We start from the raw sequence: 24,647 nt of genomic DNA, 5'->3' as shown, positions 1-24,647 counted from the left end.
TTCCCTTCCCTGGTCAGTGACGGACGTCGAAGACGGCGCCGGGGCACACGACGTGAGCAACGGGAATACCGATCTCAGGCCGGGTGAGATCGACATACAGGGGCGGGTGGCCCGTCACCCCGTGGATCACCCGTGCGACGTGTGTCAGCTCCGAGTCGGTGTCCAGCAGCCGCAGGAAATCGATGGAGTCGAAGGGCACCCGCGCACGGCCATCCCGCCGAGGCCCGATCCGCGATGAGCGACGCGTACCGTCGGACGTGGCCTGCCGGTAGACCGACTTGCCGATGTCGTCCCGTGCGCCCGCGATCGCCGTGGCTCGAGACTGCGCCGCTTCGGTGAGCGCGCGGGAGAGCGCGACCGCGCTGTCGAGGTGGGTTCCGCTCCCGGTGAACGCCCTGGGGAAGGCTTCACTCCAGATCTGTGCGGTGAACGTCGGAACCGGGAAGGCGCTGTGCGCGAAGGCGACTTCGACTTCGACACCGGCGGCCCGGAAGCGTTCCAGCAGCAACGCCGGTCCCGCGTCGACGATGCTCTCCAGCGCGACCGGCTGCAGCTGTGAGCCGTGCGCCGCCCTGGTCATCGTGTCCCGCTCGATGACTTCGTACATCCCGTGCAGCAACGCCTCGGCAAGGGTGTTCCCACTGGCCAGCCCGTTGCTGGTGGCTCGGAACAACGGCGGGTCCCAGCGCGGCGTGACACGGGCGTCCAGCCGGAGCAGTTCCATGGGCAGGAAGGATTCCCCCACGCCGTCGACACGCTGCGCACGCCGCCACCGCAGGCGGGTGTCCGGTGTGAGGCGGTGTCGCGGTGCCAGCACCAGATCCTCGACGGCGTAGCCGACGACCGGCTCCATCCGCTCGGCCGAGACCTCACTGGCGGCGACCGGCAGCGGATGCTCGGCGTGCCACAGCTCCACCGACTCCATCGCCGCGGACACCCGGGCCAATGCCGGGGTCAACCCCTTGCCCTGGGAGACGGACAAGGTCAACGCGTTGGGACGCACCGCCTGGAAGACCGGGATACCGATGTCGTCGAGCCAGGTCACGTCCGCGACCCGGGTGATTCCCATCCGGGACAGGCGTGGCCTGATCCATTCCCAGGTGGCCTCGGGCGCCCTGGTCCGGTGGGTGCCGTCCAGCACGACCTTGGTCGTGACCGCCGCGGCCATCTGCACCATTTCCTTTCCCCGTACCGCCGGTCAGGGGGCCACCGCGAACGGGGCCACCCGACCGGCCCGGACCAGCGGATCCGGTCTCAGTCCCCGCTCAACTCATCCGGTGGGACACCGTCGAAGTTCGTGACGAAGAACCACGAACTGGGCGCGGTCGCACGCTCCACACCGAACTCGCAGTCGAGATCCAGTTCGGCCTCCGACGGAACAACCAGCGTGCCCACAGTCACAGGCGACTCCTTTCGGTTCAGGACTTCCGTGTCGATTCGCACCGGCACCGCACCCAACTATCAGCGAGCCGCGTGGCGAGTTCACTGACAATGAGGCAATCCCGCAACCTTGTTGCCCGAAAGGTCAATCGTGAGTGTTCGGACGGGGTCAGCCGAGGGTTTTCGGGCGGCGTGACCGCTCGTCGAAGTCCCGTTTGCGCTGCGGGTAACCGGTCCGGAAGACCTCGTAGACGGGAATCCCGCGCTGGTTGCCGAACCGGATCGTGCCTTCCAGGCTGCCGATCTTGCGCCGTGTCCACTCGCCGTCGCCCGCGATGAGCATGACCGTGGCGACGATGGTGGCTGTGCCCGGTTCGTAGTAGGCCTCGACGCCGGAGCGTTGCAGCGCCCACTGTTCCAGGTATTCGAGGTCCTCGTCGCGGGCGCGCTGCACGGGCGCCGCCACGGCGTGGAACGGCCGCCTTCGCCCGCGTGACCGCCGGAACGACCTGATCACCACGAACACGACCACGGCGCCGATGACCAGGACCAGCACCAGTTCGACGCTCCAGATGTTCGCTTCCGGCGAGGTGGTCGCGGCGGTGGCATCAAGCCAGTTGTGCACGGTGGTGACGTTGGTGGCGAGGCCCTTCTGCGCGGAGCTGTCGCCGGTCGTCCCCGACCCGCTGAGGGTGCCGACCAGCTGCCACTGACCGTTGTCCTGGACGATGATCGGGCCGCCGGAGTCACCCTTGGCCGCCCGCTGCCTCGGGTCCTGCTCCGGCCACGTCAGCAGTTCGTTGCCGGAGGCCATGCTCGCGGGCGCGGCCAGGCGCAGAGGCAGCTGTTTGAGCGTCGTGGCGACCGCGCAGTCCTTCGCCTCGCACACCTGGCCCCAGCCGACCAGCATCGCCTCCTGCCCGCTGCGCGGCATCATCCGCGCCGCGACCTGGATCGGCGTCTTGTCCGACGCCCGGTCGAGCTCGACCAGGCCGATGTCGAGCCCTGGCGGTCCCTTGACCAGCCGGGAGGCGCCGCGGGCCTGCCCCTCGTACCGCACGGTCGAGCCGATGTACAGGCGGAAGTCGTCCGCCGGGCGCAGCGGGTTGTCCAGCCCTGGGTCGCTTTCGGCCTGGTCGGGCCGGTCGGTGACGATGCAGTGCCCGGCGGTCAGCACCCAGCGGGGCGAGATCAGGGCGCCGCTGCACGCCCCGCGGGAGTGCTCGACCACCACCGCCCACGGGTACTCCTGGGAGACCTCCTGGCCACCGACGATCGCCGACGCCGTCGCGGGGAAGATCCCGCTGACCGCGAGCACCGAAACGAGAACGGCCAGAGCACTCCTACCGACTGAACCCCACACGCCCGTCCCCCGCTCGAACCACGACATCCTCACCATGCCAGAGCGGGAAAACACCGACAAGCGCGGGGCGCGCGGATCAGCCGGGTGGCGGTCCGACGTACCGCGCCGACGGCCGGATGATCTTGCCGCCGCGGGCCTGTTCCAGCACGTTGGCGCACCAGCCGACCACCCGGCTGACCGCGAACGTCGGCGTGAACATGGTGCGCGGGATGCCGCACAGCTCCATCACCACGCCTGCGTAGAACTCGACGTTGGTGTGCAGTTCACGGCCCGGTTTCAGCTCGGCCAGGATCTCCACGACCCGCCGTTCGACCGTCGAGGCGAAGTCGATCAGGTCACCGCCCAGCCCGACGGCGATCTCCCTGAGCATCCGCGCCCGGGGGTCCTCGGTGCGGTACACCGCGTGCCCGAAGCCCATGATCTTCGCACCGGCCAGCACCTGCGCCCGGATCCAGTCGTCGATCCGGTCCGGCGTGCCGATCTCGTCGAGCGTGGCCAGCGCGCGATCCGGTGCGCCGCCGTGCAACGGCCCGGAGAACGTGCCGATCGCCGCGGCGATCGCGGACACCACGTCCGCCCCAGAGGACGCCACCACTCGCGCGGTGAACGTGGACGCGTTGAACCCGTGGTCGATGGTCGAGACCAGATACGGTTCCACCGCAGCGACGGCGGCGGGAGCGGGTTCGTCACCGCTGACCATGTGCAGCCAGTTCGCCGCCGCGGACAGGTCCGCACGCGGTTCGACCGGGTCCAGCCCGGCACGAAGACGGTGCAACGCCGCGAGAATCGTCGGCGTCACCGCACACACCATGAGCGCGTCCGCGCGGTGCCGCGCGGTGTCGACGTCGTACATCGCGGGCAGGCCGCGCTGTGCGCCCAGCAACGACAACGCGGTTCGCAAGCCTGCCAACGGGTTGAACCGCTCTCCCGCCGACGCGATGGCGGGCAGCACGGAGCGCAGTTCGTCCGGCAACGCCCGCAACGCCGCCACCTCGGCGGTGAACCGGGCGAGTTCGCCCTCGTCCGGCAACCGCCCTTCCACGAACAGGAACCAGACCTCCTCGAACGTCCTCGTGGTGGCCAGGTCGATCGCGGAGTACTGGCGGTAGTGGTAGAAGCCCTCCCTGCCGCGCACGTCACCGATCTCGGTGTCCGTCACCACCACATCGCGCAGGCCCGGCGGTGCCTCGATGACTGTCATCGCAACCTCCCTCTTCCCCCGTCACTCTCGGCGCGCCAATCAACTATTGTCAATGTTGATCCAGTCAATGTTCATCGGAAAGGCCCAGGTCATGACGGACGCGAGTGACGAGCGTTACCTGAACACGGCCGAGGTGGCCCGCCAGTTGGGCGTGAAGCCGGAAACCGTGTACGCCTACGTCAGCCGCGGCCAGCTGGCCAGCACCCGGACACCGGGCCGCAGGGGCAGTGTGTTCCGCCAGGAGGACGTGAACCGCCTCGCCGCACGCGGCCGGGGAGACCGCCCGGCGGGCCAGTCGACAAGCATCCGCACCGACCTGACCCTGTTGGAGAACAACGAGCTGTACTACCGGGGCCACCGCGTGACCGACCTCGCCCCCACGGTGGCGGCGGAATCGGTGGCGGGACTGCTGTGGACCGGCGAACTCGCCGAACAGCCGTTCCCGGCGCCCCCGGACATGGTGCGGCTGGCCAAGTCGTCGATCGGGGTGCTCCCGTCGTCCGCCCGGCTGACCGACCAGCTCCGGGTCGCGGTGGCGACGCTCGGGTGCGCGGACCCGATGCGGTTCGACTTGTCGACCTCCGCGATCGTGACAGCCGCGCGAACGTTGATCGGCACCCTGGTCGACGCGGTCGGCTCAGCGGACGGCGACAGCCTCGCCGAGCGGTTGTGGCCAGCCCTGAGCGCGACCGAGCCCAACCCGACGTTGTTGAACGCAGCACTGGTCCTGTTGGCGGACCACGATCTCGCGGTGTCCACAGTGGCCGCAAGAGTGGCCGCGAGCGCCCATGCGCACCTGTACGCGGTGATCTCCGCCGGTCTCGGCGCGGTCGACGGCCACTACCACGGAGCCGCCAGCAGCCTGGCCCACCGATTCCTGGCCGACGCGATGACCGATCCCGTTGCGGCGCTGTCCGAACGCCTGCGCACCGGCGGCAGCGTGCCCGGCTTCGGCCACCGCTTCTACGAGAACCGCGATCCCCGAGCCGACCTGCTGCTGGACATGCTGCGCGCAGTTCCCGCTGCCGACCGAGTAATGTCCACAGTGGACACAGTCGCGTCGGAGCTGCGCCGCCGCGATTTTCCCAACGTGGACTTGGCTTTGGCCGCCATGATGCACGCGTACGACATGCGCCCCGACGCGGGCGAAGCCGTCTTCGCGATCGCCAGGATGATCGGCTGGACAGCACACGCGGTGGAGGAATACCACGAACCAGGCCTACGCCTGCGAATGACCGGGGTGTACACCGGAATCCGCCCGTCATGATGTAACGTCGCGCGCCGTGACCTGGTTAGCCGACACACGAACCTCGTACGACACGGTCGCGGAGGACTACGCCGCCCTTGTGCGTGGCGCCATCACCAACGAACAGTACCTGCGCACAGCACTGGGTATGTTCGCCGAGAACGTGAAAGCCGCCGGTGGCGGGCTGGTGGCCGACATCGGCTGCGGGCCAGGTGAGGTCACCGCGTACCTCAACGAACTCGGGGTGGACGCGTTCGGCATCGACCTCTCCCCCGGCATGATCGACGTGGCGCGTCTGGCCCATCCCTCCCTGCGGTTCGAGGTGGGCTCGATGACCGACCTCGACCTGCCGGACGCCTCGGTCACCGGGGTGCTCGCGTGGCAGTCGCTGATCCACGTCCCGGACGACGAGATCCAGGTGGTGCTCAAGCACTTCCACCGCGTCCTGCGACCGGGTGGGCCTGTGCAGCTGCTGTTCCACGTCGGCGAGTCGACGCGGCTGAAGACCGAAGGCTACGGCGGCCACCCGATGAAGGTGCACGTCCACCGCCGCCAGCCGGACCAGGTGTGCGACTGGCTGCGTGACAGCGGCTTCGAGGTGGAGGCGTACACGATGCTCGACCCGGGCGAGAAACCACAGGCGTTCGTGTTCGCCCGCCGTGAGAACTGAGGTTCTGACGTCCGCGGCGGTGGAAGTACTCCTTCGGCTTCGGCCACAGCCGTCCCGCCAGGACTCGAACCTGGGCCACCCGCGCTTCAAACGGGTGCTCTGCCAACTGAGCTACAGGACGTGGTCAGGCACCGGCTCGGTGCCTGGCGCGCGCTCACGACGGGACTCGAACCCGCGATCGTCTCCTCGACAGGGAGCTGCCCTAGCCACTGGGCCACGTGAGCATCGGTTGTTCTTCAGCGCACCGGTGGAGGGACTCGAACCCCCTGACAAACGGCTTTGGAGGCCATTCCGCTTCCCCAGCTCACCGATTAGTTCAAGAAATGCACAACACAAAAAGAAAGCCGCCCTTGCCGGTTACCCGACGGGCGGCTCCTGCCATGACGTTGGCAACATCATGGAGAGACCGCGCAGGTCAGATGCCAAAAGAAGAGATCATCGCGATCGTCGGCAACGATCGCGGCGACTGCGAACCCCGTTGCCTTCATGACCGCTCCTTCTCCGTTTTGGACAGGTCAATCCTCACGCAGTCGACCGCCCGCGTCAAACATATTTCAATGCCCTCGTCCGCCGCACCGGAACGGAGCCGTGACCAGCGGAAGCACGGGACTGTCGGTGGGGGCCGGTAGCGTCTTGCCCTGTGAACGCCGGGGACAGGATTCAGGAACTCGCAGACCGGGTGACGGTGCTGCGTGACGCGTACTACCGGGGCTCGCCGTTGGTGGCGGACGCCGAGTACGACGCGATCGAGGACGAGCTGCGGACGCTGGTCGACGCCAACCCCGAGTTGGCGCCCGACCCGAACCCGCTGGAGCAGGTGGGCGCCCCGTCGGTGCTGCACGCGCCGATCCGGCATTCGCGGCCGATGCTGTCGTTGGAGAAGGCCACGAAGCCCGAGCAGGTCGTGGCGTTCTTCGACCGCTTCCCCGGCCAGCCGGTCGTGGTCATGCCGAAGCTGGACGGCCTGTCGCTGGCGTTGGTCTACGAGGACGGCCGGTTGAGCCGTGCGATCACTCGTGGCGACGGCACCACGGGCGACGACGTGACCATCCTGACCAAGGCGTTGGTCGACGGTGTGCCGTCGCGCATTCCCGCGCCGGGGAGGGTGGAGGTGCGTGGCGAGGCGGTGATGCTGCGGTCCACGTTCGCCGCGTACAACACCGCGCACCCGGACAAGCCGTTGATCAACCCGCGCAATGCCGCCGCGGGCACGCTGCGCGCGAAGGACCCGGCCACGGTCGCCGAGCGCCGTCTGCAGTTCTTCGGTTTCGACCTGGAGACGTCGGCGGACGGTGCCGCGGCGGACCTCGCCGAGGGACTGACCACGCTCGGGTTCACCGGGGCCGACATGCGCCACTGCCCGGATGCGGCCGCGGCGCAGGAGACGATCGAAGCCATCGAGCAGCAACGCAACGAGCTCGACTACGACCTGGACGGCGCCGTGCTGCGGTTGGCCGACCGCAGGGCGTTCGCGGCGGCCGGGACGAGATCGAATTCGCCTCGCGGCGCGTTGGCGTACAAGTTCGCCGCCGAGGAGAAGACCACGATCCTGTCCGACGTGTTGTGGGACGTGGGCAAGACGGGCAAGATCGCCCCGGTCGCCCACCTGGAGCCGGTGTTCGTCGGCGGCACGACCGTCACCCGCGCCACGCTGGCCAACCAGGAGGTCATCCGCGCCCGCGGCATCAAGATCGGTGACACCGTGCTTGTGCGCCGCGCGGGTGACGTGATCCCGTTCGTGGCCGGTGTGCTCGACGAGTCGAAACGGACCGGTGCCGAGCGCGACATCGTGCCGCCCGCTGTCTGCCCGTCGTGCGAGCAGCCGCTGACCGAGCAGGGCAACAGCCGGGAGCTGTTCTGCACCAACGTTTCCTGTCCCGCGCAGACCGTGCGGCGGCTGATCCACTGGGCGTCGCGGGCCGCGGCGGACATCGAGGCCATCGGTCCGATGTGGATCGAACGGCTCGCCGAGGCGGGGCACCTGGAGAACCCGTCGGACTTCTACCGCCTGACCAAGGAGACGCTGCTGGAGTTCGACCGCATCGGGGAGGTCTCGGCCACCCGCATGATCGAGTCGATCGACGCCAGCCGGGACGTGGGCCTGCGCCGCGCGGTGATCGGCCTGGCCATCCCGATGGCCTCCGAGGGCACGGCGACGCGGCTGTGCCGAGCGGGTTTCGGGTCGCTGGAAGAGGTCGCGGACGCCGGGGAGGAACGACTCGTCGCCGTGGAGGACATCGGGCCCAAGGTCGCCGCGTCGCTGACCGCGCACCTCACCCGCCTGCGGCCGGAGCTCGAGCGGCTGCGGGAGAACGGCGTCTCGCTGGACGTGCGTGAAGAGGACCTCCCGCCGGTCGTCGCGTCCGACGCGCCGCTGGCAGGCAAGACGGTCGTGATCACCGGAACGATCAGCGACCCGCGCACAGGCGAGAAGGTCCCCCGTCCCACTTTCCAGCGCCTGTGCGAGAAAGCGGGCGCCACCGCCGCGTCGTCGGTATCGGCCAACACCGACATGCTCATCACCGGCGCGGACGTCGGCGCAAGCAAGATCGCCAAGGCCGAGAAGCTCGAGGTGGCGGTCGTCGACCAGGGCGAGATCTGGCAGCAACTGATCGCGGCGGGCGTCACGTAGACACCTTGGCTCTCCCGCTTCGATCGTCGGCTATCGACCGTCGGCGTCGAGTCGGCTCAATGCGGTGCTCAGGAATGCGTCTCGGCGTTGCCCGAGAATGCCGGCGTCGAGATCTGTTCGGCCCTGGTCGTGGAGCGCCGGAACGCAGAACGCCATGTCGGCCAGGGTGCGGGACGCCGCCACGACGTCCCAGTACGCGACCTGGCCCGGCCGTCGGCCGGTAGCCCGTTGCCAGCCCTCCAGCACCTGCTCGGCGGCGGGTAGACCAAACATCAAGACCGCGTCGAAGCGCGCCCCGCCGAGGTCGATTCCGGGCGATCCGGCGCCGGCGCTGTCCCAATCGACAATGCCTGTGCAGCGGTCGCCGGACCACAGGGTGTTCCCGTACCACAGGTCACCGTGCACGAAGACCGTCGGACCGCCGGGCACGGGAAGCCGCTTCAGACGTTCCTCAGCAGCGGCCAGCAGCGCAGTGGTGCCCTTCTCCCGGCGTCGGGCCGCGAAGTCCACATCCGCCATCGGACTGGTCCGCAGCGGCAGAGCATTCCGAGGCGCCAGCGGGACCGACTGCAGTGCCGCCGCCGCGGCCCCCAAGCCCCGCAGCCGCCCGATGGAGGCGACCGATGGGATCCGGCTGTTGCCAGGCAGGACCGTGGTCAGCACTGCCAGAGCGCCTGCTGCGGCACCGTCGAGATCTGTGGCGATCAGCCGGGCCGCAGGCAACTGATGGTGGTCACCGGCAACTCGCAGTGCCGCCACCTCGGTGCCGAACCGCCGGCGATGCTCGGGATCAGCGGGGTCCCCGAGTCGCAGCACGGCCGCCTCGACCCGGTCGGCCGGTTCGAATCTCAACAACCACGGATTGGCTCCCTCTCGCAATCCTGTGACCGCGGCTACTCGGACGCCGCCTCCCACCGCGTCGGTCGCCCAGCGCAGGGCCTGCTCGGCCGGCTCTGGCATCGCAATCACACCCCTGTGTCGCGCCGGGATACCGAGGACCACGATGCCACGAGTACCACCCACAACGCCGCAAGCCGGGCCGTGAGATCGGCAGGCGGCCCGTCGAAGACCATGCGGAGGCCCAGTGCCGGGTCAGCCAGGTCGCGCGCACATCGGCCGAGCCGGCTTCGGCGGATCGCGTTGGCAGGGCCTCAGGTCCGCTACCTGTTCATGCGAGCGTGCATGTGAATGCTGTCGGCCAGGACAAGGACGGAGAACGTGCCTGAGACCGGCCAACCGGAGCGGTCCTGGCCTCCTCTGGTGTCCGTGACCGCTTGAGGTTTGGCGAGCTTGTCCTGCTCGGCCTCGCGGTACCCGTCAATGGCCCGGATTCGCTGGCGTTTCAGGTAATTCAGCATGTGGAGCAGAGTGCCGGGCCGACCGTGTGGGAACCTTCCGTAGACCTTGTGACGGCCGTTGGGGTGGGATTCATGGTGAATTTCCGGCTGCTGGGCGAGTTCGCGGTGGAGGCCGACGGCCGACCGGTGGATGTTGGGCCCTCCCGGCAGCGGGCTGTTCTGGTTGTGCTGGTGCTGGAGGTCAACCGGACGGTGTCGCCGGATCTGTTGGCCGACCGGGTGTGGGGTGAGCACCAGCCTCGCCGCCCCAAGGACGCGATCTACAGCTACCTGTCCCGGCTGCGAACCGCATTGTCCGATGTGGACGGTGTGGCGATTCGCCGGAGCGGCGGCGGGTACCTGCTCGCGGCCGATCCGATGACCGTGGACGTGTACCGGTTCCGCCACCTGGTGCGGCAGGCCGGCACGGCCGAGGACGACCGCGACGCGCTGGCGTTGCTCGACGAGGCAGTCGGGCTGTGGTGGGGCCGTCCGCTGGCTGGGCTGGATCTGGCGTGGCTCAGCGCGCTGCGTGCCGAGCTGGATCGCGAGCGGCTCGCCGCTGAGCTGGACCGCAACGACATCCGGCTGCGCGCAGGCCGGCACGCGCAGGTGGTCGCTGAGCTACCAGCCGCGGAGGCAGAGCGCAACGAGCGCCTGGCTGGACAGCTCATGCTGGCGCTGTACCGTTGCGGCCGTCCGGCCGACGCGCTGCGGCACTACGAACGGGTACGGTCCCGGCTCGCCGAGGAACTGGGCGTCGACCCGGGCCCGCAGCTACGGCACCTGCATCAGCAGATCCTGACCTCGGACCCAGAACTCGCCGCCGACGAGCCGACGAGCCGTCCGGCCGAGCCGACCGTTCCCAGGCAGCTCCCGACGGTGCCGGCCTCGTTCAGCGGCCGGGTCGCCGAGCTTGCCGCCCTGGACGGCCTGCTGGCCTCGAGCGGCTCGCCGATCTACGCGGTCGTCGGTGCGGGCGGCATGGGCAAGACCTGGCTGGCTCTGCGCTGGGCACACGACAACGCGGACCGGTTCCCCGACGGGCAGCTCTACGTCCACCTGCGCGGGTTCGACCCCCACGCGGCACCGGTGCCGCCGGCCACCGCGGTGCGCGGGTTCCTCGACGCGCTCGGGGTGCCGCCGGCCGCGATCCCGGCCGACTTCGATCCGCAGGCCGCGCTGTATCGCAGCCTCACCGCGCACCGCCGGATGCTGATCGTCCTCGACGACGCCCGCGACACCGCGCAGGTGACCCCGCTGCTGCCCGGCGGCGGATCATGCGCCGTGCTGATCACCAGCCGCAGCCAGCTCCCCTCGCTGGTCTCCGGCCACGGCGCCCGCTCCCTGCCCCTGCGCCTGCTCACCGAGGACGACGCGCGGGACCTGCTGCGATCGCGACTCGGCACGCGGCAGGTCGACGCCGAACCCGGGGCCGTACTGGAGATCGTGCGGGCCTGCGCCGGTCTGCCACTCGCGCTGGGCATCGTGGTCGCCCGCGCCGCGACCCAACTGGACCTGCCACTGACGGCCCTGGCGGCCGAACTGCGCGACAGCGAGGCCCGGTTGGATGCCCTCGACTCCGGCGAGCTACCGGCCAACCTGCGCGTTGTGTTCTCCACCTCCTACACGGCGCTGGACCCCGCCACCGCGCGCGCCTTCCGCCTGCTCGGCCTCGCACCCGGCCCGGACATCGACATCCCGGCGGCGGCCAACCTGCTCGAGGCACCCATCGCCGCAACCCAGGCGCTGCTGCGCCGGCTCACGACCACACACCTGCTCCAGGCACACCGGCCCGGCTGGTACCGCTTGCACGACCTCGTCCGGCTGTACGCCGGTGAGCTGACGCGCGCCACTGATGATCGGGCCGCGTTGACCCGCCTGTTCGACTACTACGTCTACGCGGCGTCCGTGGTCATGGACTGTTTCACGCCCCAGGAGCGCTACCGCCGACCCGCCGTCGGCGCGCCGGTACCGCACGCGCCGACGCTCAACGACCGGCCGGCTCGGGACTGGCTGGATGCCCAACGCCCGATGCTGCTGGCCGTCGCCGCATACGCCGCCACGCACGGCTGGCCCGACCACACCCGTCGGTTGTCGTCCATCCTGTTCCGCTACCTCGACGTCGATGCGCACTACCACGACGCGCTCGCCCTGCACACCAGCGCGGTCACCGTCACCGCACCCGATCCGCTGGCCCACGGCCATGCGCTCTACTTGCGCGGCCATACCCTCGCCCGGCTCGGCCGCGACGCCGAGGCGCACGACCACCACGAGCGCGCTCTGCGCAGCGCCCGCACCCATCATGACCACGTGCTGGAGATCCACGCGGCGACCGGTGTGGCCTACGCCCTGGACCGACAAGGAGACCAAGATGGGGCGATCCAGCACTTCGAGTACGCGCTGGCCCTCGCCCGCCGGAGCGGCCACAACTACAGCACGGCCGTCGTGCTGAACAATTTCGGAGAATGTCACCGGGACCGTGGCCGCCACGCTGCCGCCGTCGACTGCCTGCGGCAGAGCCTGGCGATCGCGCACGACCTCCACGACGCGGGCCTGATCGCGCACGTGCTGTACGGCCTCGGCCAGGTGTACGGCAGCCTCGAGCAGCACGACACCGCCGTCGACCACCTCCACCGCGCGCTCAAACTCACGCACAGCGGCCACAACCGCACGCTCGCGACACAGATCCACACCGAACTCGGCAGATCCGCCCTGGCCACACACGCCCCCAGCCGGGCGCTCAGCCACTTCCGCGACGCGCTGACCATCGCCCGCGAGATCGGCGCCCAGCTCCAACAAGCCCACGCCCACCACGGCCTCGCCCAGGCCCACCAGCACGTCGACCAACCCATCCAGGCCCGCCAGCACCTCGAGCAAGCCCTCACCCTCTACACCGAACTCAACGCCCCCGAAGCCGCCGCCATCCGCCAACACCTGACCGCCGACACCTGACCACGACTCCAGACGGCGCTGAAAACAATGAGGCTCGCGCTCTGTGGCATGAGCGGACGTTGGCGTCCGGACGGGTGTTGGGCTGGTTGCCGTGGCACCTGGGGGCTGTTGTCCCCCGTGAGAGCTACACGGGTTGTTGTTCCCAGCGGGATTCCATGGCTGGCCTGGCCTCCTAATCTCTGCGTCACACAAAGAGATCACCGCAGAGAGGACGAGGCAATGGTTCTGTCGAAGGAAGTCGGGCGGCTGCGCAGGTATCGGTTACCCGTGCTGCTGGTCACGTTCACCATCGTGATGCTGGCGAACGCGGTGATCATGCAGCTGGTGTCGCCGGTTGTGCTGCTCGCCCTGCCGTTGGGGATTGGCTGCGTCATCGCTGTTGTGGCCGGTTATCGCAAGCTGTCGCAGGTCGTGGAGCAGCGGGCGGATATCCCCGAACTCGCCGCGGTGCGGGTGTGGTCCCAGCTGCGGCGTGGGGCGTTGCTCGGGTCCGGGCTGTTCGTCCTGCTGATCCTGCTGATCGGGATGTTCGGCGGCTGGCAGGACATGTCGTGGGGCTCGGTCTGGGGCTGCCTCGGCACTGCCGGGTTGACGGCGAGCATCGCGGTCACCGAAGAGGTGCTGTTCCGCGGCGTGCTGTTCCGGATCATGGAGGAACGCACCGGAACGGTGATCGCGCTGATCCTGTCGTCACTGATCTTCGGTCTGACGCACTCGATCAACGCCGACGCGACGCTGTGGGGCGTGCTGTCGATCGCCCTGACGGGCGGGGTCCTGACGACCGCCGCCTATGTCGCGACCCGTTCGCTGTGGCTGTCGATCGGCCTGCACTTCGCCTGGAACTTCACCCAGGCCGGCGTCTTCGGCGTCGCGATCTCCGGCTCGGCCGAGGCGTCGCACGGGCTGCTGCGGACCACGCTGTCTGGTCCGGCCGTGCTGACCGGTGGCATCTTCGGACCCGAGGCGAGCCTGATCGCGCTGCTGGTCTGCGTTGTGCCCACCGTTGTCCTGCTGCGCCGCGCCGCCCGCACCGGGCAGATCCAGCGCCGGTTCAATGCCGTGGCCTGACCAGTACGCTCGCGCGATGCTCTTATGGTGGCAGAGACTGTCCGCGCCCACCAAGGATTGTGCGTTTGCGCTGGTTCTCACGGCTCTGGCGTTCGTACCGACCGTGGCGGCCGTCGGCCCTCAGCTCGGTGACCTGCCGAAACGCCCGGTTGACGCGCTCGCGCTTGTGCTGGTCGTCGCACAAGCTGCGCCGCTGGCGATCAGACGGCGCTGGCCGGCCGGCTGTCTGGCGGTCACCGGTATCGCCTTCGCACTGCATCAGTCGTTCGGCTACCCGGACACCATCGCCGGCATCGGGTTCTACCTGGCGCTCTTCACGGTCGGGGCGCACCAGGTCCGGTACCGCCGGGTCACAGCGGCGACAGCGATCGCGGGCTACACCGGGCTGGCGATCACGTTGCACCTGCTGGGTTCGCCCAGTCAGCTCCAAGTCTTCGTCGTTTTCTACCTGAGTCTGATGGTGATGTGGATGGCCGGGACCGCGATGCGCCGGTGGCGGGCCGAGGAGGCGGAGAACCGTCGACTGAGTGTCGAGGTGGCGACCGCCGGAGAGCGGGCCCGTATCGCCCGGGACCTGCACGATGTGGTGACCCACCACGTGACCGCGATGGTCGTCCAGGCGGACGCGGCGCAGTTCCTGCTCGACTCGGCGCCGGACCACGTGGAGAAAGGGCTCAACGCCATCAGCGACACGGGTCGCCGGGCGTTGACGGAACTGCGTCACCTGCTCGGCGTGCTCGAGGCGACGGGTGACTCGGCGAGGGCCGACCGGTCGCCGACCCTGGGCCGGGTCAGCGACCTCGTCGAGCACGCCCGGTTGTCCGGTCAGCCGGTCGACCTGAACAGGCGGGGCGACCAGCGGGAGCACCCCGTCGACATCGAACTGGCGGCGTACCGGGTGGTGCAGGAAGCGCTGACCAACGCGATGAAGTACGCGACGGGACACCTGACCCGGGTCGAGATCGACGATCACGACGACCGGATCGAGATCGAGGTGACGACGGACGGGACCTCCGCAGGCGCGCCTGCGGTCGGGTCGGGCGGGCGCGGCCTGAGTGGGCTGCGGGAGCGGGTACGGATGCTCGGTGGTGAACTGGTGGCCGCGGCCCGGCCAGAAGGCGGATTCCGGGTGCACGCTCTCATCCCGTCACGGAGGTAGGCATGACTGTCCGGGTTCTGGTGTGTGAGGACCAGGAACTGGTGCGCGCCGGGTACACCACGATCTTCTCGGCGCAACCGGACATGGAGGTCGTCGGCGAGGCCGCGGACGGCAGGCAGGCTCTCGAGGAGACGCTGCGGTTGCGCCCGGACGTCGTGGTGATGGACATTCGCATGCCCGTCCTCGACGGTATCGAGGCCACTCGCCGGCTGGCCGGGCCCGGCGTGGACAACCCGGCGAAAGTGTTGGTGGTCACCACTTTCAACGTCGACGAATACGTCTACGAGGCGCTCAAAGCCGGCGCCAGCGGGTTCCTGCTCAAGGACGCGCCACCGGCGGAACTGATCAAGGGCGTGCGTACTGTCGCCGCCGGGGAATCGCTGGTGGCCCCGGCGGTCACTCGTACCCTGATCGGTCATTTCGCCGAGCGCCTGCGACCCACCGACACCACCCACTCTGGCCGGGACCACGTCCGGCAGACCCTCGCTCGCCGGGAACTCGAAGTGCTCGAACAGATCGCCGCGGGCCTGTCGAACGCGGAGATCGCCGAGAAGCTGTGTATCACCACGGAAACCGTGAAGACCTACGTCTCCCGGATCCTGACCAAACTCGATCTGCGTGACCGCGTGCAGGCAGTTGTCCTTGCCTACCGGGTAGGACTGGTCGTCGCCGAGTGAAGCCACACACGTCGAGCCGACCGTGAACCGCGCCGATGAGCGTTTCGCGTCCACAGCGGACCAAGGACCCAACCGCTCAGCGACACCGTGCTGGACCGTGCCCGCCGCGAGCCCGAACGCCAAGCATCCAAAGATCCGTCCGCCATGACATCGGCGCTGCCGGGGGCGCGGTGGCAATGGCACCTGGTCCCAGCACCGCCGTCAAACTCATCGGCGGAACCGTTCCGGAGACGGGCGCAGGGTGCCATGCCCAAGATCCCTGCTTGGTGTTGCCTTGCGATGCAGGCTCGGACTGTGTTGATCAGTCGTGAGGTGACAGGCTCTCCTGACACTCATGAAAGATGTACTGGTCGATGTCCAGCGCTGCTCGAGCGGCCGCCAGCCAGGCGATCGCGTCCTGGTCAGCCAGAGTCCCTTCTGCTGTGGACTGTCGATATCGCGAACTTCCTGCACGATCGTCAAGCCCGCGGTGGCTTCACCACGGTCGGCCAGCCCAGCGAGGGCCTTCGCAAAAGGCATACCCCAGCCTGTGATCACACCCCCGAACTCCATGGGATGCTCGTCGCGGCGCCCGCCGGTCACCTCTCTGGCCCAAGTCGTGAACGCCCTCGGGGTTGCGTGCGGGTGCCGCTTGCTTCCCTTCGCGTGGGCCCAGTCAGGCTCAACGGCCAGCGCACTCGTGATCTCCTCAGGCGGCAACGAGTCGCTGACAACACGCAGGTAGATCCAGAACATCAGGTCACTTTCCCAGCTGTCAGACGTACATTCCTCCAACGCCAGGTCGATCCGGGTACATCGAGGCGCCGAGCGACCCGGCCGAAGCGTGCTCGTCAGGGACTGATGTCGTTACCAGTCCTTGGCTTTCACGTTGTACAGCGGCGTCTTCGTGTAGGTGGTGACCGCGTTGGAGGTGAGCTGGGGCGCGGCGATCTGGAGGTCGGTGAAGCTGTAGTGGGTGCTGTGGTCGAAGTGCAGGTCACGTTTCCAGGCGTGCTGCTTGGACCAGAACGCGCCCCACGTCGGGTCCAGCCGGGTGTCGAGGTGCGAGTGGTGGAAGACCTCCCCTGTACCCGGGTCCACCAGGTCGCCGTTGACAAGCATGAACGGTCGGTCCAGGCCGTGTCTGACCGCTTCGCCGTAGCCGTCGATGTCCCAGGCCATCGAGCCGTCGATGTTGAAGCCCGCGCCGAACCGGCGGTCGTGGTACATCGTCTCCGCGGCGGTGAAGCCGCCGTAGGAGTGGCCGTAGATGCCGACGCGGTCCAGGTCCAGTGAGCCGGTCAAGCCACGCGGCAGCGGGTCGTGTTCGGCGTCGGGGTTCGCGCCGCGTTCCAGTCTGGTGAGTTGGTCGAGCACGAACCGGCTGTCGGCGACCCGGGTGTCCAGCGCGAGCTTGCCTTGCGGGTCGTGCTGCTGGTCGACCGCACTCGGGATGACCCGGCCGTCGGGGAACTCCACCGCCGCTGCCTCGCCGGTGTGCGAGATCGACGCGACGACGTAGCCCCGGCTGGAGAGGTCGTCGGTCAGCGTCGCGTTGAGCTCCCGGGCGCCGCCGTAGCCGTGTGAGAACACCACCACGGGCCAGTCTTGCGAACGGTCGGCGGCGGCTCCGGTGCGCGCCTGCCGCAGCGAACCGGCCCAGTCGACCGTGCCGGTGGGCAGGTCGAGCAGGTCCGGACCGGACGCCAGCGCGTCGAGGCGAGGGGCCACGCCGTGGGTCATCCAGTCGGTGCGCTGCCCTCCGCGCTTGGCGGGGTAGGTGACGGTGACCATCAGCTCGCGCTTCCCGGCTGGTCGCCACGGGTCCTGGCGGGCGTTGTCCACCAGGTGCAGGTCGGTGGTGCCCACCGGGAAGGGCCCGCTGAGCGCGGGCGTGGTGATCCTCCCGCGCTTGACGGAGGCGCTGCTCCCTCGCTTGAGGGAGGGGGCGGTGACGGGTCGTCGAGGTCGGTTGCGGCCGCCGAGCGGCGCTACGCGTCGCCGTCCTCGGCCAGTTTCGCGGCCCATTCGCCGGACCAGCGGGCGAGTGGGCGCAGCGCCAGGTAGACGCCGTGGCCGAGTTCGGTCAGGGCATAGGTCGTGTCCGGCCCTTGCGCCACGAGCTGCGCGTCGAGGAGCTCGGTCAGCCGCTGCCGCAGCACGCTGGAGGACATGTTGTCGCAGCGCTGTTGCAGCGCACGGAAGCCGACGGGTCCGTGCTGAAGCTCCCAGATGATGCGCAGGTTCCAGCGGCGGCCGAACAGGTCCAGGGCGGCCATCAGCGGACGGCCGGTACTCGATCCTCGTACCGGCTGCCCTGGCCTGGGCATCGTCATCGTCTGTCCGCCCCTCTTGATGCTTCGGTATCCGACACAGTAGCCTCACCGGCGGCCGCTTCGATTTCCGAATCACACGGGCGGCTTGATACCCCTGCACCTCCACACGCACAAAGGAACCGAACATGCACAAGTTGGTTGTCCTGTATCCCGAGCCCGCCGATCCCGACCACTTCCGCGACTACTACGTGAACCACCACCTCCCGCTGGTCGCACTCATGCCCGGCCTGCTCGGATGGCACTACAGCTTCGACGTGGCAGCTATGCGGGGACAGTCTCCGTACTTCGCGGTCTTCCAAGCCGAGTTCGCTGACGCTGCGGCACTGGCCGCGGCGAGGTCGTCTCCGGAAGGCCAGCAGGTGGCCGCCGATGTCGCCAACTACGCCACCGGCGGTGTGGTCGTCATCGACTATCCGGTGCGGGACGTCACCGGCTGAGCCATCACTTCGCCGACACGATCGAACGCACTCACTTCGGCAGAGTCGGTTTTCCGACCGCGAGCGCGAACGTGGTGGAGGGGTTGGTTGCTCCGGCGGCGAGTCCACCGGCGAACCCGCCGGTCAGTCCGCCGGTCAGTCCGCCGGTCAGTCCGCCGGTCAGTCCATTGTGTCGACTGTGGCCTCCGCTCGATGTCGATCGAGGTTCTTGCCATCCAGCCTCGCAGGGACCGAGTTCGCACCGTCCATTTAGGGTGACCGCATGTCGCTGGTGGGAAGGGACGTCGAGCAGGCGCGGGTTCAGCGCCTGCTGGCGGATGCGCGCGACGAGCGCAGCGGGGCGTTGGGGCTGCGGGGCGCAGCGGGAATCGGGAAAACGGTCCTTCTCGACCGCGCTGTGTCGATCGCCGAAGCCGAGGGCATGCAGGTGGTCCGCGGGGCTGGGATCGAGTCCGACTCCGTGCTGGCGTACGGCGGCCTGCACCAACTCCTGTTCCCGCACTTGGATCGGTTGGACGCCCTGCCCGCTCCGCAGGCCACGGCGCTGCGGTGCGCTTTCGGCCTGGCCGAGGGAGACGAAGCCAACCGGTTCCTGATCTCCGCGGGCACTCTGTCGTTGCTCGCCGCCCTGGCCGAGGATTCCCCGCTGCTGTGCGTGGTCGACGACCTGCAATGGCTCGACCAGGGTTCCGTGGAGGCGCTGCTGTTCGCGGCCCGCCGCTTCGTGGCCGACCCGATCGCGGTGCTGTTCGCGGTGCGCGAGACGTCGATGCCGTTCGTGATCGCGGGCGTCGATGTCGTGGATCTGCCCGGCCTCGCCGCGCCCGAAGCCGCCCGGCTGCTCGACGACCACGCACCGGACCTCGCCGATCGGGTGCGGACCAGGGTTCTCGCCGAGTCCGGCGGCAATCCCCTTGCGATCATCGAGCTCGGGTTGTCGCGGCTCGCGGCCCGCGATGTCGACGAGTCCGACCCGGCCGAGCAGGTCGGCCCGCTGCCGGTGACCCGCCGCGTGCAGGAGGCGTTCCGCCACCAGATCGTGGAGCTTCCCGGCCCCACCCAGCGGGCGCTTCTGGTGGCGGCAGCCGACACGGCGGCGCCCCTTTCGACGATCCTGCACGTGATCGAATCCCTCGGTGGCGCCGCCGGCGACCTGGCGCCCGCCGAACGCGACCGGCTGGTCCGGATCGACAGCCGGATCGCGTTCCGCCACCCCCTGGTCCGGGCAGCCGCCTACCAGGACGCGCCGCTGCACCTGCGGATCGAGGTACACCGCGCGTACGCCGAGGCGCTGCGCGCGGACGCCGATGCCGACCGCCGGGCGTGGCACCTCGCCGCTGCCACCACCAAACCCGACGAGGCGGTGGCCGCCGAATTCGAAGGCGTGGCCGAGCGGGCCTGGCACCGAGGTGGCGCGATGGCGGTGTGCGCTGCCTACGAACGCGCAGGCCGGCTCAGTGCCGACCGGGAGCTGAAGGCCCGGCGCATCGTCCGGGCCAGCCAGGCCGCGTTCGACGCGGGCAAGGCCGACCGCGCCGCCCGGCTGGCGGCCGAAGCGCTCGCGCTCACCTCCGACACCGGCGTCCGGGCCGATGCCATCTACACCCGTGGTGCCGTGGAGTACGAACGCACCTCGCCGCGGGCCGACGCGGAGCTGACGCTCGAGGCCGCCGAGTTGGTGCGCGACACCGATCCGGAGCGCGCCGCGCTCACGCTCTACGAGGCCGTGCACGCCGCCCGGCACGGAGCGGCGCACGACCTGCTGCAGCGTGCGGCGGATCTGATGCGCGGGTTCACCCCGCCGAAGCACTGGGCACCGGTTGTCGCTGCCCTGCTCGGATGGGCGGAGCTCTTCGCCGGACGCCCGGAGCTGGCCGTCGGCCCGATGCGTGATCTCCACACCGCCACGCGCAACGGCGGGAACGACCTGATGCACCGCATCACCGCCGGGTTCGGCGGGCTCATGATCGCCGACGACGACGGCGTCATCGCCGGGACCGAGGACATGCTGGCCGAGGTGCGGGCTGCCGGGGCGTTGGGGTGGGTCCCGTACACCCTGAACGTGCTCGCCGTGGCGCGGCTGTTGCGCGGCGATTTCGCGGACGCCCGCGCGTGTGTGGCGGAAGGCGCGTCCGTGAGCGCCGAACTCGGGAACACGACCGAACTCCTGGCACACCGGTCGGTGGAGGTGTGGTTACACGCCGTGTCGGGTGACGAGCCACGCTGCCGGGCTCTTGCCGAGGAGGTGCTCCCGCGCGCCCGAGCCCGGCACCAGGTCAATGCCGAGATCGCGGACTGGGGTCTCGGGATGCTCGACCTCTCCGCCCGGCGGTTCGGGGACGCGGTCGACCGGCTCGAACGAGTGTCCCGGGGACCTGCCAGCCGCGACCTCCTGGTCCGGGCGGTGCCGGACCTGGTGGAAGCAGCCGTACGCGGCGGCGTGCCGGAACGCGCCCACGGACCACTGGCAGCGTTCCGGCACTGGGCTGAGCACGTCGACCGCCCGGTCGCCACCGGGCTCGTCCTGCGGTGCCGGGCCTTGCTGGCCGACGAGGGCGACGCCGACGCGCTGTACGCCGAGGCGTTGCGGCTCCAGGAGCGGCACGGCGGCCCCTACGAGCGCGCCCGCACCCAGCTGGTCTACGGCGAGTGGCTGCGGCGCCAGCGCCGCCGTACCGAGGCCCGCGCTCATCTCGCGGCGGCGGTGTCCGCGTTCGAGCGCCTCGGCGCGCAGCTCTGGGCCGAGCGTGCGCGCGGCGAACTGGCCGCCTTCGGCGAGCGGGGCGACGAGCCCCGGCGCAGCGGCCCGCTGACCCTGTTGACCTCGCAGGAGCTGCAGGTCGTACGGCTGGCCGCCACCGGTCACACGAACAAGGAGATCGCCGCACAGCTCTTCCTCAGCCCTCGGACCGTCGGCCACCACCTCTACAAGGCGTACCCGAAACTCGGCGTCACCGGTCGCACCGAGCTGGTCCACCTCGTCTGACGGCCGACGCCGGTCGACGGTTCCCCGGACACCAGTCACGATGACTGATTCGTCGGCGGTGAGCCTCGCCTAGCGTTTCCGGCATCGAGACAGCGGCCGCCGGCCGTACGACGAGGAGACGACAATGACGCAGTACTTCCTGAGCCTTCCGCACGACTCCGCCGAGGAGCCGACGATGGAGAGCATGGACCCGGCGGAGTTGCAGGAGATCATGGCCTCGGTCGGTGCGTTCAACACCGCCCTTGAGGAGGCGGGCGCGTTCGTGACCGCCGGCGGCCTGCAGCCACCGTCGAGCGCGACCACGGTGGACTACTCCGGTGACAGCCCCGTACTCACACCGGGCCCGTTCACGGAGGCCAAGGAGTACCTCGGCGGCTTCTGGATCATCGAGGCCGAGAACGACGACGTCGCGATCGAATGGACCAAGCAGGCCTCGCGTGCGCTGCGAAGCAGGGTCGAGGTCCGCGCACTGCAGGAAGCACCGCAGGACTGAGGGCTAGTTCGGCACCGTCGAGGAGACGGCTTGATCCTGCTGGAGGCGCAGGTGCAGCCAGCAGGAAAGCCGGTCGTCGGGGTGGCCGAGGAGGTCGACCCCGAACAGGTCGTGCACGCGCCGAAGGCGGTACTTCAACGTGTTGGGGTGGACGTTGAGCTGTCGCGCCGCGTCGCCGACGTTGCCCGCGGCGTCGAGCCACGCGGTGACCGACGCGGCGTAGTGGGTGCGGCGGGTGCGGTCGTGCTCCAGCATCGCCTCGATTCCCGGATGCCGCAGGCCCTGGTGGCCGGCCAACGAGTCGGCGACGTGGTTGAGCAGGACGCTCGCGTGGACGTCGCCGAGGACGGCGACCGCTCGGCCGGACGGGTCGGCGGTGGTCACGCGCAGGATGGCGTCCGCTTCGGCGCGCAGCGCGGGCACTTCCGCGGGGTCACCGGTGGTCCGGCTCTGCGCGCACCGCACGGGACCGTCCAGGCCGCGGCAGAGGGCGGCGACGGCCTGCTCGGCGAGCCGGCGTGCGGTGGTCGGCGGGTCGTTGAACAGCAGGACGTATGCGGTGCGGTTGATCGTCGCGGTCGCCGCTTCGGCGGACACCGCAGCCCAATGCCGGGCCGCGGCTGTGTCCAGCCGGGCGTCCAGGACCGACGAGCCTGCCTGCGCGAAGGCGAGCAGCGTCAACCGCGGTGGGTCGGGCATGCCGAGGCGGACGCGCGCTTGACTCGCCGTGCCCTCGCCGACCAGGAGGCCGCGTAGCGCGTCCGCACGGTCCTGCCGGTCCAGCTCCGCGGCGCCCCATTGGCGCAGCAGGTGCGTGGCGGCCAGCCTGGCGCCGTCGAGCAGGGCGGACTCGCCCGTGGCGTCCATCGGCGTGGCGCCCTCGATCGCCCAGATCGTGCCCAGTGGCCGCTCCCCCGCCCGGATCGCGACAGCCACGCGGGGCAGTTCGTCCGGACCGAGGACCGGCAGCCGCACCACCCCCGCCGCCGACAGGACCTGCCGGTACTGCTGCGGCTGCTCGGGCTGGTCGGGGACGCGGCGGTCCAGGATGCCCTGGCGGCGCAGGTCGTCGATGCGCTGGTCGGGGATCGACGAGTACGCGAGCACGCGGTTGTCGAGGTCCTCGATGGAGACCGAGCCGCCGATCACCGCCGCCATGGCGTCCGCGAGGGCGTACAACTCCTCGCTGGTACCGCCGACGTTTGGCGATTCCCACATCCGCACCGGCGAAGTATAGGCGGTTTCGCCAACGACGAGGCCTTCCTCCCGCTCCAGAATGGCAGCACCCCGGGGGACGGAAGGAGGCCACTGTGCCGACCGGCTTGTCGTTTCGCCACCAGATGCTCAGGCGCAAACCAGTCGACGCGTTCACCGACGCCGAGCCCCAGGGCACCACCCTGCGCCGCACGATGGGCACGTTCCAGCTCACGATGATCGGGATCGGCGGCACGATCGGCACCGGCATCTTCTTCACGCTCAACGCGACCGTGCCCAAGGCCGGGCCCGCGGTGATCCTGTCGTTCGTCCTCGGTGCCATCACGGCAGCGTTGACCGCGCTGTGCTACGCCGAACTCGCCTCCGCCGTCCCCGTTTCCGGGTCGTCGTACTCCTACGCCTACGCGACGCTCGGTGAGCTCGCCGCGGTCGCCGTGGGCTGGTGCCTGCTGCTGGAGTACGCCGTTTCCGGCGGGGTCATCGCGGTCACCTGGGGCCAGTACCTCAACGAACTGACCGAGCGACTGTTCGGTGCACAGATGCCCGCGGCCATCTCCGCACCGCCCGGCGCGGGCGGTTACGTCAACCTGCCCGCCGTGATCCTCGTCGGGCTGTGCTGTCTGCTGCTGGTCCGGGGCGCCAGGGAGTCCGCGCTGGTCAACACGATCATGGTGCTGCTCAAGCTCGGGATCCTCGCGCTGTTCGTGGTGATCGGGGCGACCGGGTTCGACTCGGACAACCTGCACCCGTTCGCGCCGATGGGGTTCGCGGGTGTCGGCGCGGCGGCGGCCACCGTCTTCTACTCGTTCATCGGCTTGGACGCGGTGTCCACGGCCGGTGAGGAGGTGCGCGACCCGCGCCGGACGCTGCCGCTGGCCATCATGTTCGCGTTACTGGTGATCACCGCGGTGTACGTGCTGGTCGCGTTGGTCGGCGTCGGCGCGCAGCCGTGGACGCAGTTCGAGGGCCAGCAGGCCGGGTTGTCCGCGATCCTGGCGAAGGTCACCTCCGGGGGCTGGGCGGGCCCCGTGTTCTCGGCCGGTGTGGTGATCTCGGTCGTCAGCGTGATCCTGATCGTGCTGTACGGCCAGACGCGCATCCTGTACTCGATGGGCCGGGACGGGATCATCCCGCCGGTCTTCAGCCGGATCTCGCCCCGCAGCGGCACGCCGGTGGCGGGCACTGTCCTGGTGGGCGGATTCGTCGCACTCATCGCCGCGGTCGTCCCGCTGGAACAGCTGGCGAACCTGACCAGCATGGGAGCGCTGGTGGCGTTCGCGGTGGTCTCCCTCGGCGTGATCATCCTGCGGCGCCGGGAGCCGAACCTGCGACGCGGGTTCTCGGTACCCGGCTACCCGGTGGTGCCGCTGCTGTCGATCGGGTGCTGCGCCTATCTGATCTACCAGCTCCCCGCTGACACGTACCTGTTGTTCGGCGGCTGGTTGCTGCTGGCGGTTGCCGTGTACGTGCTCTACAGCCGCCATCACTCGCGGCTTGGTGCTTGATGAGAAAG

General features: G+C 69.6%; 21 protein-coding genes and 2 tRNA genes. 11 read left to right on the top strand and 12 right to left on the bottom strand.

Annotated features, from left to right (window positions below):
* Positions 1 to 13 precede the first annotated feature (13 nt).
* From ALI144C_RS06580 to ALI144C_RS06560, 4 genes are all read right to left on the bottom strand, one after another.
* Complete coding sequence (locus ALI144C_RS06580; protein WP_083752781.1) at positions 14 to 1,177, bottom strand: YcaO-like family protein; 1,164 nt, start codon at positions 1,175 to 1,177, stop codon at positions 14 to 16.
* Between the two features lie 77 nt (positions 1,178 to 1,254).
* Positions 1,255 to 1,401 (bottom strand): hypothetical protein, encoded by a 147-nt coding sequence (locus ALI144C_RS55305; RefSeq protein WP_168211188.1) that lies wholly within the window; start codon positions 1,399 to 1,401, stop codon positions 1,255 to 1,257.
* A gap of 148 nt (positions 1,402 to 1,549) precedes the next feature.
* Positions 1,550 to 2,770, bottom strand: coding sequence for a S1 family peptidase (locus ALI144C_RS58645; RefSeq protein WP_168211187.1), 1,221 nt, complete (start codon positions 2,768 to 2,770; stop codon positions 1,550 to 1,552).
* Between the two features lie 49 nt (positions 2,771 to 2,819).
* On the bottom strand, positions 2,820 to 3,944 hold the full coding sequence (locus ALI144C_RS06560; RefSeq protein ID WP_076986098.1) for a citrate/2-methylcitrate synthase: 1,125 nt from the start codon (positions 3,942 to 3,944) through the stop codon (positions 2,820 to 2,822).
* 91 nt (positions 3,945 to 4,035) lie between these two features.
* Between ALI144C_RS06560 and ALI144C_RS06555 the strand changes: the two genes are divergently transcribed.
* Both ALI144C_RS06555 and ALI144C_RS06550 read left to right on the top strand, forming a co-directional pair.
* Complete coding sequence (locus ALI144C_RS06555) at positions 4,036 to 5,211, top strand: citrate synthase (RefSeq protein ID WP_076986156.1); 1,176 nt, start codon at positions 4,036 to 4,038, stop codon at positions 5,209 to 5,211.
* Positions 5,212 to 5,227: 16 nt separating this feature from the next.
* Positions 5,228 to 5,860, top strand: a complete 633-nt coding sequence (locus ALI144C_RS06550; RefSeq protein WP_076986097.1) for a class I SAM-dependent methyltransferase — start codon at positions 5,228 to 5,230, stop codon at positions 5,858 to 5,860.
* Between the two features lie 49 nt (positions 5,861 to 5,909).
* Here ALI144C_RS06550 and ALI144C_RS06545 read toward each other — a convergent pair.
* Both ALI144C_RS06545 and ALI144C_RS06540 read right to left on the bottom strand, forming a co-directional pair.
* A tRNA-Phe gene (locus ALI144C_RS06545) sits at positions 5,910 to 5,981 on the bottom strand.
* A gap of 30 nt (positions 5,982 to 6,011) precedes the next feature.
* Positions 6,012 to 6,084, bottom strand: a tRNA-Asp gene (locus tag ALI144C_RS06540).
* Positions 6,085 to 6,500: 416 nt separating this feature from the next.
* On the opposite strand from ALI144C_RS06540, the gene ligA reads away from it, so the two are divergent.
* Positions 6,501 to 8,492, top strand: coding sequence for an NAD-dependent DNA ligase LigA (ligA, locus tag ALI144C_RS06535; RefSeq protein ID WP_076986096.1), 1,992 nt, complete (start codon positions 6,501 to 6,503; stop codon positions 8,490 to 8,492).
* A 30-nt stretch (positions 8,493 to 8,522) separates the two neighbouring features.
* On the opposite strand, the gene ALI144C_RS06530 is transcribed toward ligA, so the two are convergent.
* Both ALI144C_RS06530 and ALI144C_RS06525 read right to left on the bottom strand, forming a co-directional pair.
* Complete coding sequence (locus tag ALI144C_RS06530) at positions 8,523 to 9,452, bottom strand: phosphotransferase family protein (RefSeq protein WP_076986095.1); 930 nt, start codon at positions 9,450 to 9,452, stop codon at positions 8,523 to 8,525.
* Between the two features lie 200 nt (positions 9,453 to 9,652).
* A complete protein-coding gene (locus ALI144C_RS06525) occupies positions 9,653 to 9,850 on the bottom strand; it encodes a hypothetical protein (RefSeq protein ID WP_076986094.1) in 198 nt (65 codons plus the stop codon).
* Between the two features lie 72 nt (positions 9,851 to 9,922).
* On the opposite strand from ALI144C_RS06525, the gene ALI144C_RS06520 reads away from it, so the two are divergent.
* The 4 genes from ALI144C_RS06520 (at position 9,923) to ALI144C_RS06505 (ending at position 15,688) form a co-directional block, all read left to right on the top strand.
* Entirely contained in the window at positions 9,923 to 12,784 is a 2,862-nt protein-coding gene (locus ALI144C_RS06520) for an AfsR/SARP family transcriptional regulator (protein WP_076986093.1), read from the top strand.
* Between the two features lie 219 nt (positions 12,785 to 13,003).
* Complete coding sequence (locus ALI144C_RS06515; protein ID WP_076986092.1) at positions 13,004 to 13,852, top strand: CPBP family intramembrane glutamic endopeptidase; 849 nt, start codon at positions 13,004 to 13,006, stop codon at positions 13,850 to 13,852.
* A gap of 16 nt (positions 13,853 to 13,868) precedes the next feature.
* A complete protein-coding gene (locus ALI144C_RS06510; RefSeq protein ID WP_083752790.1) occupies positions 13,869 to 15,011 on the top strand; it encodes a sensor histidine kinase in 1,143 nt (380 codons plus the stop codon).
* Between the two features lie 2 nt (positions 15,012 to 15,013).
* A complete protein-coding gene (locus ALI144C_RS06505) occupies positions 15,014 to 15,688 on the top strand; it encodes a response regulator (RefSeq protein WP_076986090.1) in 675 nt (224 codons plus the stop codon).
* Positions 15,689 to 15,895: 207 nt separating this feature from the next.
* On the opposite strand, the gene ALI144C_RS06500 is transcribed toward ALI144C_RS06505, so the two are convergent.
* From ALI144C_RS06500 to ALI144C_RS06490, 3 genes are all read right to left on the bottom strand, one after another.
* Positions 15,896 to 16,423, bottom strand: a complete 528-nt coding sequence (locus ALI144C_RS06500; protein WP_076986089.1) for a DUF4279 domain-containing protein — start codon at positions 16,421 to 16,423, stop codon at positions 15,896 to 15,898.
* Positions 16,424 to 16,534: 111 nt separating this feature from the next.
* Positions 16,535 to 17,695: an alpha/beta hydrolase family protein gene (locus tag ALI144C_RS06495; RefSeq protein WP_083752778.1), complete on the bottom strand. Its 1,161-nt coding sequence runs from the start codon at positions 17,693 to 17,695 to the stop codon at positions 16,535 to 16,537.
* Complete coding sequence (locus ALI144C_RS06490) at positions 17,659 to 18,003, bottom strand: winged helix-turn-helix transcriptional regulator (RefSeq protein ID WP_076986088.1); 345 nt, start codon at positions 18,001 to 18,003, stop codon at positions 17,659 to 17,661. Before ALI144C_RS06490 ends, ALI144C_RS06495 begins: the two co-directional genes overlap by 37 nt.
* Positions 18,004 to 18,128: 125 nt before the next feature.
* Here ALI144C_RS06490 and ALI144C_RS06485 point away from each other — a divergent pair, with 125 nt between their 5' ends.
* From ALI144C_RS06485 to ALI144C_RS06475, 3 genes are all read left to right on the top strand, one after another.
* Positions 18,129 to 18,440, top strand: a complete 312-nt coding sequence (locus tag ALI144C_RS06485; protein ID WP_076986087.1) for an EthD family reductase — start codon at positions 18,129 to 18,131, stop codon at positions 18,438 to 18,440.
* A 262-nt stretch (positions 18,441 to 18,702) separates the two neighbouring features.
* Positions 18,703 to 21,426 (top strand): helix-turn-helix transcriptional regulator, encoded by a 2,724-nt coding sequence (locus ALI144C_RS06480; protein WP_076986086.1) that lies wholly within the window; start codon positions 18,703 to 18,705, stop codon positions 21,424 to 21,426.
* A 124-nt stretch (positions 21,427 to 21,550) separates the two neighbouring features.
* On the top strand, positions 21,551 to 21,919 hold the full coding sequence (locus ALI144C_RS06475; protein WP_076986085.1) for a YciI family protein: 369 nt from the start codon (positions 21,551 to 21,553) through the stop codon (positions 21,917 to 21,919).
* A 3-nt stretch (positions 21,920 to 21,922) separates the two neighbouring features.
* Here the strand turns inward: ALI144C_RS06475 and ALI144C_RS06470 are convergent, their stop codons facing one another.
* Positions 21,923 to 23,137, bottom strand: coding sequence for a PucR family transcriptional regulator (locus ALI144C_RS06470; protein WP_076986084.1), 1,215 nt, complete (start codon positions 23,135 to 23,137; stop codon positions 21,923 to 21,925).
* Between the two features lie 92 nt (positions 23,138 to 23,229).
* Here ALI144C_RS06470 and ALI144C_RS06465 point away from each other — a divergent pair, with 92 nt between their 5' ends.
* On the top strand, positions 23,230 to 24,639 hold the full coding sequence (locus ALI144C_RS06465) for an APC family permease (protein ID WP_330359570.1): 1,410 nt from the start codon (positions 23,230 to 23,232) through the stop codon (positions 24,637 to 24,639).
* The last annotated feature ends 8 nt before the right edge of the window (positions 24,640 to 24,647 follow it).

This window comes from Actinosynnema sp. ALI-1.44 (assembly GCF_001984155.1).
Classification (GTDB): Bacteria; Actinomycetota; Actinomycetes; order Mycobacteriales; family Pseudonocardiaceae; genus Kibdelosporangium.
This window is presented reverse-complemented; position numbering and strand designations above follow the sequence as displayed.

Bases quoted from the DNA above. Each gene is read 5' to 3' on its own strand.
- ALI144C_RS06480 (WP_076986086.1), top strand. From the start codon at position 18,703: ATGTCGCTGGTGGGAAGGGACGTCGAGCAGGCGCGGGTTCAGCGCCTG.
- ALI144C_RS06525 (WP_076986094.1), bottom strand. From the start codon at position 9,850: ATGCTGAATTACCTGAAACGCCAGCGAATCCGGGCCATTGACGGGTAC.
- ALI144C_RS06530 (WP_076986095.1), bottom strand. From the start codon at position 9,452: ATGCCAGAGCCGGCCGAGCAGGCCCTGCGCTGGGCGACCGACGCGGTG.
- ALI144C_RS06505 (WP_076986090.1), top strand. From the start codon at position 15,014: ATGACTGTCCGGGTTCTGGTGTGTGAGGACCAGGAACTGGTGCGCGCC.
- ALI144C_RS06560 (WP_076986098.1), bottom strand. From the start codon at position 3,944: ATGACAGTCATCGAGGCACCGCCGGGCCTGCGCGATGTGGTGGTGACG.
- ALI144C_RS06485 (WP_076986087.1), top strand. From the start codon at position 18,129: ATGCACAAGTTGGTTGTCCTGTATCCCGAGCCCGCCGATCCCGACCAC.
- ALI144C_RS06475 (WP_076986085.1), top strand. From the start codon at position 21,551: ATGACGCAGTACTTCCTGAGCCTTCCGCACGACTCCGCCGAGGAGCCG.
- ALI144C_RS06580 (WP_083752781.1), bottom strand. From the start codon at position 1,177: ATGGTGCAGATGGCCGCGGCGGTCACGACCAAGGTCGTGCTGGACGGC.
- ALI144C_RS06500 (WP_076986089.1), bottom strand. From the start codon at position 16,423: ATGTTCTGGATCTACCTGCGTGTTGTCAGCGACTCGTTGCCGCCTGAG.
- ALI144C_RS06555 (WP_076986156.1), top strand. From the start codon at position 4,036: ATGACGGACGCGAGTGACGAGCGTTACCTGAACACGGCCGAGGTGGCC.
- ALI144C_RS06515 (WP_076986092.1), top strand. From the start codon at position 13,004: ATGGTTCTGTCGAAGGAAGTCGGGCGGCTGCGCAGGTATCGGTTACCC.
- ALI144C_RS06495 (WP_083752778.1), bottom strand. From the start codon at position 17,695: ATGGGCCGCGAAACTGGCCGAGGACGGCGACGCGTAGCGCCGCTCGGC.
- ALI144C_RS58645 (WP_168211187.1), bottom strand. From the start codon at position 2,770: ATGTCGTGGTTCGAGCGGGGGACGGGCGTGTGGGGTTCAGTCGGTAGG.
- ALI144C_RS06470 (WP_076986084.1), bottom strand. From the start codon at position 23,137: ATGTGGGAATCGCCAAACGTCGGCGGTACCAGCGAGGAGTTGTACGCC.
- ALI144C_RS06490 (WP_076986088.1), bottom strand. From the start codon at position 18,003: ATGACGATGCCCAGGCCAGGGCAGCCGGTACGAGGATCGAGTACCGGC.
- ALI144C_RS06510 (WP_083752790.1), top strand. From the start codon at position 13,869: ATGCTCTTATGGTGGCAGAGACTGTCCGCGCCCACCAAGGATTGTGCG.
- ALI144C_RS06520 (WP_076986093.1), top strand. From the start codon at position 9,923: ATGGTGAATTTCCGGCTGCTGGGCGAGTTCGCGGTGGAGGCCGACGGC.